Raw genomic sequence first — 16,607 nt, 5'->3', positions numbered from 1 at the left:
CAGATTTACCCAAAAAGAAAAATGAGCTTTTTTATTTCAAGTTAGCACAAAATTTCATTTTTAGGGTAGTTGTCTTCTCTTAGCTTGATAGCGATGGGGCTCTACCCCATCGCTATCAAGCTAACAAAATTGAGATACCCCCAAATCGAATAAATGAGAGTATCTCGGTTATATATGTTTGACCATAATTCCTTATTTATATACTGCTAGTTTTTGTAATAGTTGTTCTTTTATAACCGGCCATTCGCTTGCGATAATACTATATACAACGGCATCTCTTACATAACCGTTTGGCAATTGTCTTTCATTTCGCAATACGCCTTCTATTACATATTAATAATTTAGGAAATTATAAAATAAAGAGGTGACTTTTAATATATAATGATTCAATTTATTATCCTTATATAAATTATGATCAATACTTCGATCGTCAATTCCCTGGTCTTCAAATCCCTAGTTTTCCAGGTAGACCAGGTCAAAGTTCACAAGCCCCAACATCTCCTCCCCCATCATTTATTCTTCAACAATCAGTAGCTTCACCATTTGCTGTTGATCCAGGAGCAATTTCATTCTGTTTATTTCGAAACACCTATATATGGCTTAATAATGGTAAGCAGTTTTGGTATTATCCGATTTTTGTAGGACAAAGGTCTGTAACTGGTTTTAGATGGAACGGTAGGTTTTTGATGATTTTGGTAATTGATACAAGATGGATTAGATTATTTACATGTTTTTAAAAATTGTAGAGTAACGTTAAAAGTTTAATTATATAAATAAAAGAGGTATTAGAATGAAAAATTCCCATTCGAAATTTAAAAATTGATAATTTTAAAGAATTGTTTTGTGTTAAAAATAATTATGATTTATAAGGTCTCTTGGTTTATTTGAGATGCAAATCTTTAAAGAACTTACACTGGATCTTTAGAAGAATGAAATAATTTCACTTGAAATTAAACCTATATAATCTTAGGTTGATGGGCATGGGATACCACCAACATTTTGTAAAATAACCTACGCTATGCGGAAAAATAAAATAAGCTGTCCATATGGACAGCTTACTTACATAATTATCAAGATAAGAAGTGGCTAAATATGATTTATTTAACATTAACTCTCATTATCAGTAATTGGATAACTACTTAAAAATGAAAAAGAATTTGCCAATTTTTTCGCAAAACTTAATGGTGGTTCAACAGATTGGATATGAATATACATAATCAATGGTTTCATATATAACCAATGATTATGTAAAGCACTAACAATAATCCCCTGTTGAACAATTGATTGCATAAATAAAGGAATTTCTTCTTGTAAAATAGCAATTTCTCCAAAGTTCAATGCGTTACCATTTTGATCTAACGATTCAAAAGATATCCCGACCGGTATCACTGAGGTGCTTGGTCGTCCTTGAACAAACACTTTGATATTACGGTGCAAGGAGACAGAACAAACACCTTGATTTATATTGCTTTTTCCATTAAGTATTTTAGCAAATTGTTCACAAAGAACGTTGAGGTTATTCATAAATCTGATGTTCCTTTCTCACTATAATAGAGTGCTGTACTACTTAAAGTATTGATCTATATATATCATACAGATTGGGTATATATGATTACTTGTATTAATATATGATATACACATACTTGGTATGCAAATATATAGAATAGAGCGAGAAACGAAGGAATAACGATGTATAACCAATTCATATGAAGTTAACATAACACATCATTGTCGGTAGCAAGGAAAAGGGAGGAAACCGTACTCTCACCAATTGTGTTGCTGTTCTATCGATTTTTGTTAAAAAAGATAACTGTTTAGTCATGTAAGATCACTTCTTTTTATTTTTAATTTATTTTTGTCTTATTGTTCCACGTCTTCTTTCATAACGTGGTCCATGAACTCCCATTAACTCTTCAATTTCACGAGCGCTAAATTTCTCTTTTCCCTTTTTCTTATTTTTCTTCTTTGCTTGTTTTGATTGCTTTTTCCACTCGTGTAATTAATCCTTTAGCACCTTTATTCCCCCCATCTCCCTTTTCAAAATAAAAAGGACACCTATTCCTAAAACAGCTTAAATGACTGCTTTAATGAACTGGTGTCCTCTAGTTTTCTAGCCGGACTATATTTGTTTTTCGTTCACTTTAAAATCCCAGCTTGTACAAAAATATTACTCATACCTTTTCCGTTGTAGATAACAAAACCTACTGGATGATGGGTAAAATACAAAACTGGATCATCAGGATTTCCAATTGAAGGATATACATGATTTTTATCAATGTAGACTCCCTCTAATTCAATTGGATTACCTGATTCTAGACCACTAATTGGCTCTCCAAAACCATCGTTATCTCAATAACGAATAGCACAGAATAGCTCATCTGGAATCATTGATACCTCTACACCACTTGCATGCATAACATGTTTTGTAGTTTCCATACTTCCATCGCTTTTCTAATTAACGACCTGTCCACATATCTTGCACAATTCCATTTTTAAATAATTCATATGGGAAATAACAATATCCTTTATCTCCCCAGTCTTCTCCCCAGCTGTTGCGAATAATAACCGTTTGCTTATCATCGTCATATCCAACAGCACAAACAGCATGTCCCGCTGGTTGACCATCTTCAACAATTACATCATCTGTTCCTGATACTGGAACTATACCAGTCTTTTTCACTTCTTCTGACATAAAAGATTTTGGTACAGCAAATCCAAGTACAGCAACTAATCCATGAGCAAGTGCAGCCTTTAATCCCGATAAATCTTGAATACGATGGTAGGTTCCAATTTTATAAAGTGCAGCATCTGATTCAGCCTTTGGTGATGGCTTATCTCTAAAATTCTCGGTATAAGGAAAATCCTCTTCAGGGCATACCCCAATATTTTTAAGAACCCCCATACCATCACGAACATTCGCTCCACTATCTTCCTGAATATGTCCTTCTATTTCTCGTTCATGATAATATAAAAACAAACGAGATAAGCAAGTAAATGGACGACCTGATTGTAATAATAGATATTCTCGTAACCCTGAAACAATTGCATTTGCCGTACAAGAACCTATATTCCATTGATTTACTATACCTGACATTTTAGGACGAAGATCGACTTGCGTTGGCAAATCCGCCTCATTACTAAACAAGTAACTCCGAAACATTTTGTCTCTTAAATCAACAGGGTCTTTTCTTACATTAAGGTACTTTACAATATCTTTGTTACTGGTAAAACTGAAATTTGATTCATTTGAACTCATTGTAAAAATCCATCCTTTCTTAATATCTAGATAATTCATTTCTTCTCTATACTTAACTTAAAAATTAAAAATATACCTATTTAATTTTTATTTCATTTGCATTCAATACATCCGCATGTTTAATTATTTATCTTTTTACTTATCAATTTCTATTTTCAATTTATCTCACAACTACTTGAACTCTATATCTTTTTTTCTTTCTTGTTTGATTCAATTGTTTTTTCCACTCACGTAATTAGTCTTGTAGTGCCCTCATATTTTCCTATCTCCCCCTTCCAAAATAAAAAGGACACCAATTCATTAAAACAACTTGAATTGCTGCTTTAATGAATTGGTGTCCTCTAGTTTTCTATCCGGACTATATTTATTTCATTATACTTGTCTGTATAAAAAGATTCCTCCGAGCTTTATCTATTCTGTCTTTCTCATATTTTTGTATAACCTTTGTCCGACGAGCAATTGCTTTTTTTAGTTTCTTTTTCTATAAATTATCCAATCCTCTCACTCCTTCTTATGAAACAGTTTTTCCATTTTTAGACATTCTCATTAATTTAATACCTTCTTACATTCAAAAAGCCGCTCAGATGTGAATTGTACCTATATAATTTCAAAAGGATTATTTTATTAGGTTTTCAATCAAACTTCATTTCAAAATTCTCAGTTTCAAATGAACTACTAGACGCATACACCATATACTAATTTAAATGCTTCCTAGGAAAGAAGGTGAAAGCTATGCCATCTATTGTCGGAAATATGGTTGTGCAAAATAGTAACGGTTCTTTCAACTTAGGTGATTTTTATAACGTTTCTCCAAAAGAAAATACAAAAGCTTATAATGGTTCAGGTTCATCTAACGTTGCTTTTGTTCTCAATACATTTAACGGTGTTAGTGCAACAAACACATTTGATTCTGATGTTGCAGACCAAAACCAAGTTGGAACAGTCTAAATTTATTCATTTTCCTCTAACTCCTGAATAAAACCCAATATTCCGTTAATAATGTATATACAGTTTCTGATTTCCCTTCATACCCGAAGGCTGAGTAGCTAGTTTTTACTAGCTGCCCTTTTTATGTTTCACACGAATAAAATTCTATATTTCACCGATACTATATAGGACTGTAAAAAGTCAGCTTTAAATTCTTCCCACTCTAGCTCTCTTGGTCGAGGGTTGAGCAGTTAGCTCTTGCTAGCTGCTCTTTTATTTGGTTACTGCTTCTGTTTCTTAAAGAGATTCTTTAACTATATTTCACTAATAAGGACAAATTCTTTAATCTGTCTCGAATAAAATAAATAATTTGGCATATAATATCTATGCATCTAGATTATTACCTCTGTATGGAGCAGTTAGGCTGGGCTAACTGCTCTTTTATTGAATAAATTTCTAAAAAGTGTTAACAATATAAGTACACCAAGGTTGAATACGAATGACCATTTCGTTCTACTTATTCATCAGGATAGTTAGCTTTTGCTAGCTGTCTTTTTTTAGTTTATCCGAATAAAATTTTTAATTATGTCCGATACTATAAATGGGCTGATACAGCTTGAATTCACATTGACATCTGTAATGTTCTTTTTCCTTTCTCTGAGGACTGAGCGGTTAACCTTCGTTAACTGCTCTTTTGTATTGAGTTGATAATAAATTTTAGGTCGTATTTCTCTTCTATGCCATATACTTTTTAAGTATCCAACTCAAAGTGTTACCTCCTATCCGAAAGGGCACTGATGCATGGTGCTCTTTTTTAGTTTCTTTATTTCTACAAAATGAAATTTTTATAACATTTTTTAGTTCAAATATCCTTTCCATCAATGTACAAATAATATTACTTCTTCTTTAAGCATCTTTATGAACAAAATCAAAGGAGGCATCTAATGTATATATCAAATAGGATTGGCTTATTTAGTTGGATTGCAACTTGCCTATACTTTTTAATTGAACCTTTCTTTATTTTCACTTCTACAGCATCTTATAACTATTTGCATCATGCAATGAGTGATCTAGGTGTAACAACCTGTGGAGAATTCACCTACGAAATAGCTCCTTATGAAATATGCTCCCCTAATCACTTTTGGATGAATTTACTCTTTATTCTTAATGGAATAACATTTTGTATTGGAGTACTATATATTTCACAACATCTAGAAAAAACAAAAATTAATAAAATAGCAACATTTTTTATAATTATAATAGGAGTTTCCACTATAGTCTCAGGATTAATTCCTGCAGATGTAAACCTAATTGGACATTCTATTCTAGTTTGGATAGGTATGCTTACTGTATTTCCAGGACTATTTATTTTTGCAAAGAATCTTAAAAAAACTAGAAAATGGACATATTTCTGTTTACTAAACTTAATAGTAATAACAATCATTATCTCACTTGTTTTTCTTTTCCCCTTACCTGCAGGTCTACTACAAAGACTTTTTTACTTGGTTCTTTTCGTTTGTGGAACTGTATCAACCTACAAATTAATAAAATAAAGATTTCATTAAAACTTTTCACCTTTTAACTGGACAAGCATATAGTATTGTATGGAGATATCCACTCATAGAAATCTACCTTTCTTGTCCAAGAGCATGCTTATATGCGTGCTCTTTTTGATTGCATTTAAAGACTTCACATTCATTAGAAATGTACATACAATAATCATGATCATCTCATTATTAATCTTTTAGTATCCTTCTCGATACACATCTTGGTCATGGAGCATCTTAAAAAGCGCTCTTTATATTTGTTAATAAATAACCATTTTGTTCAAACATACACACGGTATATATTAGTTAAGCATATATTTACATAGACAAGACATAACTTTTTTGAACATGCACAATTTTTGTGCATGTGTTTTTATTTAACAAAATAACTATTTTATTATGTTTCCTAACTTACAGTAATGTCCTTAAAAAACATTCATATATATTTATCAGATGCACTTTTAAATTCCAGAGTATCAAATACTTTTAAAAGTTAACTGACCAACAATATTCGACTTATCTTTAAAAACTTATTAAAAATCACTTAGATACAAAAAAGCTACGTTTTATATAGGATAAAAAATTATCTTACGCAAAGGGGCTTGATTATTTGTGAATTACCAAAATGATAATAACTCTAACATTCACAAACCTTGCACTTGTCCATCCCCCACGGCTAACAGTTTAAATGTTGTTCAAACTACCCCATCAATAGTCTCTGTAAATTCTGCGATTCCACTAGATACCGTGGTAAATTCTAATGGTACGGCAATCTCATTCACACCACCAACAACTGTTTTACTTGAAGGTGGAAGAACCTATTTGGTAATCTATGAAGTGCAAGTTATCATTCAACCAGGAGGTAATTCGGCAGGTATCACTATGTATCTTAATAATAATCCAATCATTGGCTCTGGTACTTCTCTGGGATATACTGCAGGATTCACTTCTGTATCAGCACCCGCTATTTTCACTACACCTTCAGGTATAACAAGTACCCTTACTGTTAATGTAGGACCATATTCTAATACATTAAATACGTTGGGCTTAACTCTTGCTGTTGTAGCATTAACATAATAAAATGTAAAACTCTCTAAAATGATTTTATTTATCCCTTAACTGTCTATTGGGCTAGCCTCTAAGAACTCCACATAACTACATATAGAAAAAGAACATTATTTGGTTCCATAGTACTAGGTGACTCGGCTAGCACAATTGCTGAGTCACCTATTTATCTATAATAAAATAAAGCTTTTGTTTAATTTATTACTTGTTCTTTTTAATGCATTATTCTATTACAATCCATTTTCATGTTATAATTACCAACAGTACATATTTTAATAGGCACAACAAATCTCATAAATATAGGAGGACCTTAATAATCCTAACTCAAGAAAAGAAAAGAACATAAAATTAATTATGCATTTTCTTACATTATTATCTTTTTTTATTCTTATTTTCTTTAGTGTCACAATTTTTTATATACCTTTGGTTTTCTATTTTGTATACAAATCACAAAACATTCAAAAAAATATCCTTGAAGCTGTTTTTTACCAACTATTCATTTGGATAATCACAGTAATTTGGAATCTTTTCATAATAAGAATCTTAATGCTATTTTGGTCTAATTTAGACTTGGCTTCAAATAACGCTTTGTTTATTTTCGGGGTAGCTCCTTTATATCTAATACTGTTTCTCTTGTTAATTTTTGGACCTATAAAAGGAATTTTATATGTGCTACAAGAAAAAGACTTTCATTATCCTATTATTTCTAAATGGATTAACAAATAAAAATACGTGTAGAAGAATTCAGAGTTTTACTGAATTCTTTTTTATGGATCTTTCAAAATCTTTTACATCTTCCTTCATTCCTTCTTTTTAATAAACTTCAAATTTTATTACAATAACGCTTTTTAAAATACAATCGCTTGTCTATAAACTTTGTAACCTTCCTTTCCTTTCCTATGATTACAACATCCTCCTAACAACCAAGTATTGATTATATATCCCATATGAACACCTCCATTTTATTGGCATATACTTTGAAGGAAAAAACATTTCACATTAAACATATACCTACAAACTCAGTTGCTAATAATTTATCAAAAATTACTTAATATTCATTTTTTAAAAGGAGGTATTTATGAGATATAATCGAAAATCAAATTCCCAAAATTCGTGTGATAAATTTCAGCAACCCTGCTTTATTTCTATATCCCCTTGTGATCAAAGTAATTGCTGTACACCTGTTTTTTTCTCGAATTCTCAACAACAAGAATTATTGCAAATAATAAATCAATTAAATCAAGCCATCCTTTCTTTTTTCACAACACCAAATCCAACAACTATACAAATACTCCAATTAGCATTACAGGCATTAAATGATTTATTAATAGCAATACAACCAAATACACCAAATAGAAATTTAGTTATAAGAACTATAAACCAATTAATTAATTCTTTACCTACCGCATCTCTCACTCAAATCTCAGCATTATTCCAATTTCTATTCCAAAGCTTGTCTTCACTTATAAGTTGTTCAAATATATCGGACCCCTTATTACAACAAACTTTCAACTTAATTTTACAAGGAATCTTGAATAGTTCGCTATTAAGTAACATCGGAACACCCGGGCCGACTGGAGCCACTGGACCTAGAGGATTTCCTGGACCTAGAGGAGCTCAGGGTACTCAAGGCGTGCCAGGTATTCAGGGGCCGGAAGGGCCGGAAGGACCACCGGGACCTCAAGGTGTGCCAGGGATTCAGGGACCGGAAGGGCCGGAAGGAGCCACTGGACCTCAAGGCGTGCCAGGGATTCAGGGGCCGGAAGGACCACCGGGACCTCAAGGACTTCAAGGCGTACAAGGGATTCAAGGGCCACCGGGACCACCGGGACCTACTGGTTCAGGGACCGGAATGGGAATTCCCGGACCACCGGGACCCACTGGACCTCAAGGTGTACAAGGAATTCAAGGACCGGAAGGGCCGGAAGGAGCCACTGGACCTCAGGGTGTGCCAGGGATTCAAGGGCCGGAAGGACCACCGGGAACCACTGGACCTCAAGGTGTGTCAGGTATTCAAGGGCCGGAAGGACCACCAGGAGCCACTGGACCTCAAGGAGTGCAAGGAATCCAAGGGCCGGAAGGACCACCGGGACCTACTGGAGATTGTGATTGTCCACCGGGACCTACTGGACCGACCGGACCTACTGGGCCAACCGGACCTGCATGTAATTTCCTAGTATATGCTACAAATGCAGGACTCATAGATGACCCTACAAATGATACAGTATCTGTAATTAACACCGGAACAAATATAGTAGTTGATACTATTACTGTAGGTAATGCACCACTTGAAGTAACAGTTTCACCAAATGGAGCTCGTGCTTATGTTACTAATATTTTTTCTAATACCGTTTCCGTTATTGATACTGCTACTAATACTGTTATCGCTACCATTCCTGTTGGAACTAATCCAATAGGTGTAGCTGTTTCTCCAAATAACACAACTGTTTATGTTGGAAATCATGGTAATAATACGGTTTCTGTCATTAATGCGGCAACAAACACAGTTATTAATACCATTCCTGTTGGCATCGCTCCACAAGGGATTACTGTTTCCCCAAATGGTGCCCTTGCATATGTTGCAAACGAATTAAGCAACACAATTTCTGTCATTAATACTGCTACCAACACAGTTATTGCTACCATCCCTGTTGGTATTCGTCCTAGAATAATCGTGTTTACACTAGATGGTACTCGTGCGTATGTCACGAATCAAAACAGCAATACGGTTTCTGTTATTAACACCGCTACCAATGCAGTTATTAATACAATTAACGTAGGTACTGAACCTGTTGGCATAGATATTACACCGGGTGGAAACCTTATTTACGTTGTAAATAAAGTTAGCAATAATGTATCGGTAATAAATGTGGCGACAAATACTGTGATCGATACAATTTCTGTTGGTTTATCCCCTGATCAAGTAACCATCATACCTGATGGCACTCGAGCATATGTTACAAATCAAGCTAGTAATACTGTTTCCGTTATTGATATTGCTACGAATACTGTTATCACTAATGTCCCAGTAGGTGTCGCTCCAACCGGAATAGCTACTGGAACTATTTGTGAATAAAATAAAGAAGTGAAAGCCACAGATAGTTTTTATTAAAATTGATAGTATGTGATATTCTTTCTTTAACTACGTTCAAACAACCAGGATAAACCTCTATATTCTGTTAATATTCTTTTCTGTTTTGTCTTACAGAACCTGCAGATCAGCTAGCTGTTGTTAGCTGATCTCTTTCTATAAAACCCAAATCACATACCAATTAATTTACTAACATTGAATTTTTTAGAATTTAATAATAATATTTACCTATAAAACCATTACCCTTATACAAAGAGCTATGAGCCTTTCCGCTCATGACTCTTTTTTTTACGATTTTCACTTCACATCTACGCGATTTTGACTAGCTTCTCGACTAAATCCGTCTGGGTATCTTTCTAAAAATAATCATTTTATCTTTTCAGTAAACTTAGTATCTACACGATCAACCTTACCGTTTATCTAAACCGTGACTTGCTCACCAAATCCGCTCATTGGTGGATTGACTACTGTTACATTTCCATCCTAAACTATTAAAAGTTTGTTGCTACTAACATCAATTTCTACTTTTTTCATATGTCCATCTCCCTTTTACTACCGCATGTACTCGACAACATCAGTTTTAAAACCACCTCCCAAATAAACCCTTACTGGAATTATTTCTTTTTTATCCCTCGCTGCCTTACACAATTCTTCAGCTGTATCCCAATTGGAAAACTTGTCTACAACTCTTTGAAATCTCCGTGTATTCATTAACTCTTAGGATTTATTCTCATGTTTTACCGAACATGCAGGAAGAAGGAGTAAAAAATTTTAGTAAAAGTATCTTTGGATAGCTAACGTTTTCAAAATGTTTTTATTTTATAACAAAAAGCCAAACAAATCTTGTATTAACAAGGTTTATTCACCTTAACATATGTTATTATGTATAATACATATGTTAAGTAAATTCAGAATAACGAGGCAAATATTATGGACTTTGTTTATATTAATCAAAACGTATTAAATAATCTTCTATACATTTTATGTAGTATATTTGTTTTTTATTTCATATATGATAGCAGGCATTATTTGAAAAAATACAAAATATTACTGATTACCCTTTGTTCTAGTATCCCGCTTATTTTATGTATGCGATACCCTATCTATATGGATGAAAGTTGTATTCATGATTTAAGACAAATTCCGGTCATAATAGGTACGCTTTATGGTGGATTCCCTGTCGGTATCATATTGTTTACAATTTTATTAATTACAAGATTTATATTTTATGGCTTTAATATGCTAACAGTCGTTGTTTACGGAATAATGTTCATCGTTACAGCACTCGCATCTTCAAAATTTAATACATATAATAGAAAGCTTAAAGTAGCTTTTTCCATGTTTTTAACCTTTTTCCTAGCAATATTTACAACTGTAATTGTATTAACTTTATCAGATTTTGAAGTGAATAATTTGTATATTATTTATTTCATGGTATTACCGACTACTTTAATGTTATTTATTGTTTATATAAATGAAGTTATAAAAGATGCTGTATTAATGCGCTCAAAATTAATTAAAATGGAAAAAATGGAGATTGTTAGCCAACTCGCTGCAAGTATATCGCACGAAGTAAGGAATCCTTTAACGGTTGTAAAAGGATTTACACAGCTTTTAAAAACACCAAATTTAACTCCTGAATCAAGAGACGAATATATTAAACATATACTTGAAGAGTTAAATCGTGCCCAAGAAATTATCGATGATTACTTAACGTTTGCCAAACCTTCTCCAGAAAAATTAGATCAAATTTCAGTAAAACAAGAGTTAAATCGAGTTATTAATATGATATTGCCATTGTGTAATATGAATACGATACATATTACACAGGATTTTTCTGAGGCAACCATTGTTGGTAATAAACAACACTTTCAACAATGTTTTTTAAACTTAATAAAAAACAGTATTGAAGCAATGCCTAATGGTGGTACCTTAAATATTTCCTCATCTATCAATAATAGTAAAGTTGAAATACGAATTGAAGATAGCGGAGTTGGAATGTCACAGGAGCAAATACATCGATTCGGTGAACCGTATTTTAGTACAAAAACAAAAGGAACCGGTTTAGGTACGATGGTTGCTGTTAAGATTATTGAGACGATGCATGGAAGTTTAAAAATCAGAAGTATCGTTAGTAAAGGAACGACTTTAACGATTACGTTCCCGAAATATAATAAGAATACGCATTAAAACAAATAAAAAAGGAGCATAGTCGCTCCTTTTTTATTTGTTTCGATACATAAGTATCTTCAATGTTTTTTTAGTTTACATTTGTGAAGACTAATTAAAAATTAGTATCCTCCGCCCCAGCAGCTGCATCCTACAATTATTAATAGAATGAATAACACAACTAGTAAAGCAAAACCTCCACCAAAACCACAAGAACCACCGTAACTCATATTTTCTCCTCCTTTTGGTTTGAAAACTAATAGGTAGTTGATCATTTTAACTGGTTCGTATTATACATTATGTATATATCCCTTTTTTGAGCATGTCTACATAAAAATAAGTAAAAGCACTCGTTTAAAGAGTGCTTTAAAATGGATACCAAAAGTTTTGAAATACGTTTACTTTTAAATATACCGCAACAATGAATATGAAAACACCGGCAAATAAAGCGATAAAATCTTCACGTTTCGCCTTACTTGTATAAAACCATGTACGTTTATCCTTCTTTCCAAATCCTCTTAAATCCATTGCATTTGAAACCGTATCTATTCTTTCTAGAGAATGAATGATTAGAGGCCAGAAAATTAAAACGCGATTCTTCATACGAACCCATAAACTTGCTTCTCCTTTTTCAAAAGCCACTCCTCTCGCTTCTTGCGCGTGTTTAATAATTTTATACTCAGATTGGATGTCAGGAATATATCGTAGTGCAATATTTACTGCATATGTAATCTTATAATGAATACCAAGTTTACTTAAGCTACTTACAAATTCGCTTGGATCTGTCGTGTAAATAAAAAGAAGTGTAAATGGTAATAACGTAAAATACTTTAATGAAAGTGTAGCTGCATAAAATAATGTTTCATATGTAATCGTTGCATATCCAATATGTAAAAACGCGGTATATGATTCAGTTAATTCAGATCCATGAGTTGGTGTAATAAATAAAATCATGACAGAGTTTAATAAACTAAATGTAAATATGACACTAAAAACAATTAAAATTTTACGAAATGGAATTTTAGCAACGCTGAGTCCAATACACCCAATAATAAATAATATTAGCAACACCCGAAAATCAAAAAACAAAAAAGTAAGCGTCATACAAAAAATAAATAAAAACAATTTCACTACCCCATCCATACGATGAAAATATGTACTATGCACCTTCCTCCCTCCTATTACTATCTAAATAAAGTTCCATAAATTTTTCCGGACATGCAATCCCACTAAATTTAACAAGCTTGGTTAAAGAAGTCTCTCTTAAGTTAGCTATTTGTAACGTTTCTTGATCACCAAATACATTAGACACTGTATTATCCGCAATAAATTTCCCTTCATGTAGAACTACTGCACGGTCTGCATATTCTAGTGCGAGATTCATATCGTGAGTGATAAAAATAAATGAAATACCCTTCTTAGCTAGTTTTTTAATAAACGACATAAATTGTTTATAATGATAATAATCTTGTCCCGCTGTCGGTTCATCCAATATGATAAGTTTAGGATTTGTTGTTAATACAGATGCGATTGTTAATCTCTTTTTTTGCCCATAGCTTAGTGCTTGAATTGGCCAATTACGAAATGGATATAAACCACAAATTTTTAAAGTTCCTTCTACTCTATTCTTAATTTCTTCCTTAGAAAAATTATGTAATGTTAATGTAAATGAAACTTCTTCAAAAACAGTAGGCTGTGTAATCATATGATTTGGATTTTGCATCACGTAAGATATGATTTTCCCACGTTTACGAATAGACCAAGAACTAATATTTTCACCTTCTAACAAGATTTTCCCATTTTTTATTTTGTTTATGCCTATAAGACTATGAGCTAATGTGGATTTCCCTGCTCCATTATGTCCCAACAGTGCCACAATTTCTCCTTCATATATTGAAAGGTTTACATTTTCTAATACTTTTTGTTTATTAGGGTATGAAAATGATAAATTCTCCAATTTAAGTAATTCCTTGTTTTTCGTATTACCTTTTAATATGACTTGTTTCTCCATCCACTCTTTTAGAACGTTGCCTACCTTTTCTTTTTGAAGGTTTTCCATTGGATATATTACGTCATTATTACGATCAAAATGTAATCTCTTTAATGCTTCGATGTAAATAGGCTCTCTTAAGCCAATACGTGGCAATATATTTGACGCTAAGATTTCTTTTGGTGTTCCTATCCCAATGACTTTACCTTCATCAATTAATATAACTTTGTCTAAATCCAGTTTTAAAATTTCTTCTATCCTATGTTCGATAATAACAATCGTTTTATTATATTGCTCATGTATATCTTTCATAAGTTCTATCGTATGTACGGCGCTTAGTGGATCTAAGTTCGCTAACGGTTCATCGAACAATAATATATCCGCATTTGTTGTTAATAAACCAGCAAGAGAAACTGTTTGCTTTTGACCTCCTGATAATTCATGTGGACTTTGTTTATGAAACGTATGCATCTTCACCTTTCTTAATGAGTCCGAAACAATCTTTTTCATGTCATCTTGCTTTACACATTCATTTTCTAAATAAAAAGCTACATCTTCTTCTACTGTCAGACCAATAAATTGAGCATCTTGATCTTGCAAAATTGTTCCTACCTGCTTACTTTGTTCAAAAATACTTCCTTCCCTCGGATCTTTACCGGCAATTAAAACGTTACCTGTACTAGTCCCTTCGTAAGAAAATGGGATTAGCCCATTTATACAATGAGCTAATGTCGACTTTCCTGAACCACTTCGTCCAGCAATTAGTACTTTTTCCCCAGGGTATATATGAAAGGTAATATCACTTAAAGTAGGCTGCGCAGCATGCCCATATTGAAAGGTAAATTGTTCAAACGAAATAATTGGTTGCATGTTAACATCCCTACTTTTCAATTTTTAAATGTGTATGTTTCTTATTAGATTTGGCCAAGCCAATTGTAAGTGGCAATCCAAGTACTAAGAAAACGATAACATCGGAAATTGTTGCTCCTAATACTTGTATAACAATTTTGTCAAATGGTTCTCCCATCACAATAATATCGAATGCCCCAGCAAATATAATAGCAATGACAATACCAACTAGCCCAGTAATTGCTAAATAAGAAATATCCCCCTTGTTAAACGACCCGTTTTTCACACTAAAGCCAACTCTTTTTTGAATAAGACCCATTGAAAAACCAATAATACCTGAACTAATAACCCAGCCCCACCAAATACCCCAGCCAGCAATCGTATCTGTTACGGTATGACCGATAAGTCCGATTAACAGTCCTGCCACTGGACCAAATAATGCTCCAAAAACAGTTAATATAGCTAATGCTGGTTTAATAAATGTATTCGGTGCAATAGAAAACCCCCAAAGTCCTAATATCCCGTATAATGCTGCTCCAATACCAATTGCTACTACTAACTTTGTTGATAATTTGTTCATGACAATTCCCCTCTCGTATTAGTCAACTTTTATTACTCTATATTTAATTTAAAAATGAATTATGCATCGACACTCCCTTTCTATACAACAAAAAAATGACCTCTTACATAAGAGGTCATTTTCTTTCACGTTCAAGAATCCTCTTATCTTTCAAAAAACACATCGTGTCCTCTGCGGAATTAGCACCTTCCTATAAAATTGCATAGGGGTTGCTGAGGTTTCTTAGGGCCGTTCCCTCCACCTCTCTGGATAAGTATTAATTTGTAATTCGTATTATGGCACTAAAGAATGTAAATTTCAACACTTTTCTTACTATTTTTATTTTTTATTAAACAGTGCATTTAAATCATTGTATTCTTATCGGAATTGTGAAATAATGAATTCAAAATCGTTTCGGGAGGAATGCATTATGAAAGTTATTGGATTGATTGGAGGATTAAGTTGGGAATCTACATCATTATACTATAAACATATTAATACGCTTACACTATCTCAATACGATCAAAATGCAAAGTTAGTTTTATATAGTATGGATTTTGGTGAAGTAACTACTTTATTACAAAACCATCAATATGAAGAAGTGAAAAATGAACTAGTTACAGTTGCAAAGAAAGTTGAAAAATCTGGGGCTGAATGTTTATTAATGTGTTCAAATACCGTACATCTATTTGCCGAGGAAGTAGAACAAGCAATATCTATCCCGCTTCTTCACATTGGTGATGTAAGTGCTAAAGAAATGGTAGAACAGAATATAAAACGTATCGGACTATTAGGAACAAAACAAACGATGGAGCAAGATTTCTATAAATCACGATTAGCGAAATATAACATTGAGACAATTATCCCAAATGAAGAGGAAAGAACCTTTATCCACCATGTCATATTAGATGAATTAAGTAGAGGGATCATTTCAGAAACATCTAAAGAAAAGTTATTACAAATTACAAAATCATTAATTCAAAACGGCGCTGAAGGTATATTATTAGGCTGTACTGAAATACCTTTACTCATCTCCCAAAATGATCTTACTGTTCCCGTTTTTGATACTGCTTTTTTACATGCAAATACTGCTGTGCAATTTGCTGGATAAGAATATACAAGCATAAAGGTGAGAACCTCTATGCTTGTATACA

At 32.9% G+C, this 16,607-nt stretch carries 14 protein-coding genes, 4 pseudogenes and 1 riboswitch; of the genes and pseudogenes, 9 read left to right on the top strand and 9 right to left on the bottom strand.

Annotated features, from left to right (window positions below; genetic code table 11):
• Window positions 1–192: 192 nt before the first annotated feature.
• Window positions 193–330, bottom strand: a pseudogene (locus DN399_RS12950) (GNAT family N-acetyltransferase); the annotation flags it as partial.
• Window positions 331–374: 44 nt separating this feature from the next.
• On the opposite strand from DN399_RS12950, the gene DN399_RS12945 reads away from it, so the two are divergent.
• Entirely contained in the window at window positions 375–737 is a 363-nt protein-coding gene (locus tag DN399_RS12945) for a collagen-like protein (protein WP_149150119.1), read from the top strand.
• A gap of 370 nt (window positions 738–1,107) precedes the next feature.
• On the opposite strand, the gene DN399_RS12940 is transcribed toward DN399_RS12945, so the two are convergent.
• The 3 genes and pseudogenes from DN399_RS12940 to DN399_RS12925 form a co-directional block, all read right to left on the bottom strand.
• Window positions 1,108–1,524 carry a DUF1259 domain-containing protein gene (locus DN399_RS12940; RefSeq protein WP_033692076.1) on the bottom strand — a complete coding sequence of 139 codons (417 nt, stop codon included), beginning with the start codon at window positions 1,522–1,524 and terminating at the stop codon, window positions 1,108–1,110.
• 931 nt (window positions 1,525–2,455) lie between these two features.
• On the bottom strand, window positions 2,456–3,256 hold the full coding sequence (locus DN399_RS12930; protein WP_000097509.1) for a C1 family peptidase: 801 nt from the start codon (window positions 3,254–3,256) through the stop codon (window positions 2,456–2,458).
• A gap of 364 nt (window positions 3,257–3,620) precedes the next feature.
• Window positions 3,621–3,761, bottom strand: a pseudogene (locus DN399_RS12925) (DUF3983 domain-containing protein).
• A gap of 227 nt (window positions 3,762–3,988) precedes the next feature.
• Here DN399_RS12925 and DN399_RS12920 point away from each other — a divergent pair.
• The 5 genes from DN399_RS12920 (at window position 3,989) to DN399_RS12895 (ending at window position 9,871) form a co-directional block, all read left to right on the top strand.
• Window positions 3,989–4,204 (top strand): spore germination protein, encoded by a 216-nt coding sequence (locus DN399_RS12920; RefSeq protein WP_001139345.1) that lies wholly within the window; start codon window positions 3,989–3,991, stop codon window positions 4,202–4,204.
• A 923-nt stretch (window positions 4,205–5,127) separates the two neighbouring features.
• The gene (locus DN399_RS12910) at window positions 5,128–5,736 is read left to right on the top strand and encodes a DUF998 domain-containing protein (protein ID WP_006915381.1); all 609 of its coding nucleotides are present in this window, start codon (window positions 5,128–5,130) and stop codon (window positions 5,734–5,736) included.
• A 606-nt stretch (window positions 5,737–6,342) separates the two neighbouring features.
• Window positions 6,343–6,807 (top strand): hypothetical protein, encoded by a 465-nt coding sequence (locus DN399_RS12905; RefSeq protein WP_049107916.1) that lies wholly within the window; start codon window positions 6,343–6,345, stop codon window positions 6,805–6,807.
• A gap of 342 nt (window positions 6,808–7,149) precedes the next feature.
• Window positions 7,150–7,521: a magnetosome magnetite crystal formation protein family gene (locus DN399_RS12900; RefSeq protein ID WP_050566480.1), complete on the top strand. Its 372-nt coding sequence runs from the start codon at window positions 7,150–7,152 to the stop codon at window positions 7,519–7,521.
• A gap of 352 nt (window positions 7,522–7,873) precedes the next feature.
• Window positions 7,874–9,871 (top strand): YVTN family beta-propeller repeat protein, encoded by a 1,998-nt coding sequence (locus tag DN399_RS12895; RefSeq protein ID WP_149149671.1) that lies wholly within the window; start codon window positions 7,874–7,876, stop codon window positions 9,869–9,871.
• A 435-nt stretch (window positions 9,872–10,306) separates the two neighbouring features.
• On the opposite strand, the pseudogene DN399_RS12890 reads toward DN399_RS12895, so the two are convergent.
• Window positions 10,307–10,420 (bottom strand): annotated as a pseudogene (locus DN399_RS12890) (DUF3954 domain-containing protein).
• A gap of 173 nt (window positions 10,421–10,593) precedes the next feature.
• Between DN399_RS12890 and DN399_RS28745 the strand changes: the two are divergent.
• Window positions 10,594–10,680, top strand: a pseudogene (locus DN399_RS28745) (tyrosine-type recombinase/integrase); the annotation flags it as partial.
• 136 nt (window positions 10,681–10,816) lie between these two features.
• Window positions 10,817–12,076 (top strand): sensor histidine kinase, encoded by a 1,260-nt coding sequence (locus tag DN399_RS12880; protein WP_149149670.1) that lies wholly within the window; start codon window positions 10,817–10,819, stop codon window positions 12,074–12,076.
• A gap of 101 nt (window positions 12,077–12,177) precedes the next feature.
• Here DN399_RS12880 and DN399_RS12875 read toward each other — a convergent pair whose 3' ends face one another.
• The 4 genes from DN399_RS12875 to DN399_RS12860 form a co-directional block, all read right to left on the bottom strand.
• Window positions 12,178–12,285 carry a YjcZ family sporulation protein gene (locus DN399_RS12875; RefSeq protein ID WP_000120182.1) on the bottom strand — a complete coding sequence of 36 codons (108 nt, stop codon included), beginning with the start codon at window positions 12,283–12,285 and terminating at the stop codon, window positions 12,178–12,180.
• A 136-nt stretch (window positions 12,286–12,421) separates the two neighbouring features.
• On the bottom strand, window positions 12,422–13,222 hold the full coding sequence (locus tag DN399_RS12870; RefSeq protein ID WP_149149669.1) for an energy-coupling factor transporter transmembrane component T family protein: 801 nt from the start codon (window positions 13,220–13,222) through the stop codon (window positions 12,422–12,424).
• Window positions 13,215–14,915 carry an ABC transporter ATP-binding protein gene (locus DN399_RS12865; protein ID WP_149149668.1) on the bottom strand — a complete coding sequence of 567 codons (1,701 nt, stop codon included), beginning with the start codon at window positions 14,913–14,915 and terminating at the stop codon, window positions 13,215–13,217. The genes DN399_RS12870 and DN399_RS12865 overlap by 8 nt, the downstream gene beginning before the upstream one ends.
• Before the next feature lie 10 nt (window positions 14,916–14,925).
• Window positions 14,926–15,474, bottom strand: a complete 549-nt coding sequence (locus DN399_RS12860; RefSeq protein WP_001038210.1) for an ECF-type riboflavin transporter substrate-binding protein — start codon at window positions 15,472–15,474, stop codon at window positions 14,926–14,928.
• Window positions 15,475–15,614: 140 nt separating this feature from the next.
• Window positions 15,615–15,730: riboswitch (SAM riboswitch) on the bottom strand.
• A gap of 153 nt (window positions 15,731–15,883) precedes the next feature.
• Between DN399_RS12860 and DN399_RS12855 the strand changes: the two genes are divergently transcribed.
• Window positions 15,884–16,564, top strand: a complete 681-nt coding sequence (locus tag DN399_RS12855) for an aspartate/glutamate racemase family protein (RefSeq protein ID WP_063547418.1) — start codon at window positions 15,884–15,886, stop codon at window positions 16,562–16,564.
• Window positions 16,565–16,607: the final 43 nt, after the last annotated feature.

This window comes from Bacillus sp. AR4-2 (assembly GCF_008274865.1).
GTDB classification, from domain to species: Bacteria; Bacillota; Bacilli; order Bacillales; family Bacillaceae_G; genus Bacillus_A; species Bacillus_A cereus.
The sequence above is the reverse complement of the archived record's forward strand: the minus strand, read 5'-3'. Positions and strand labels throughout refer to the sequence as shown.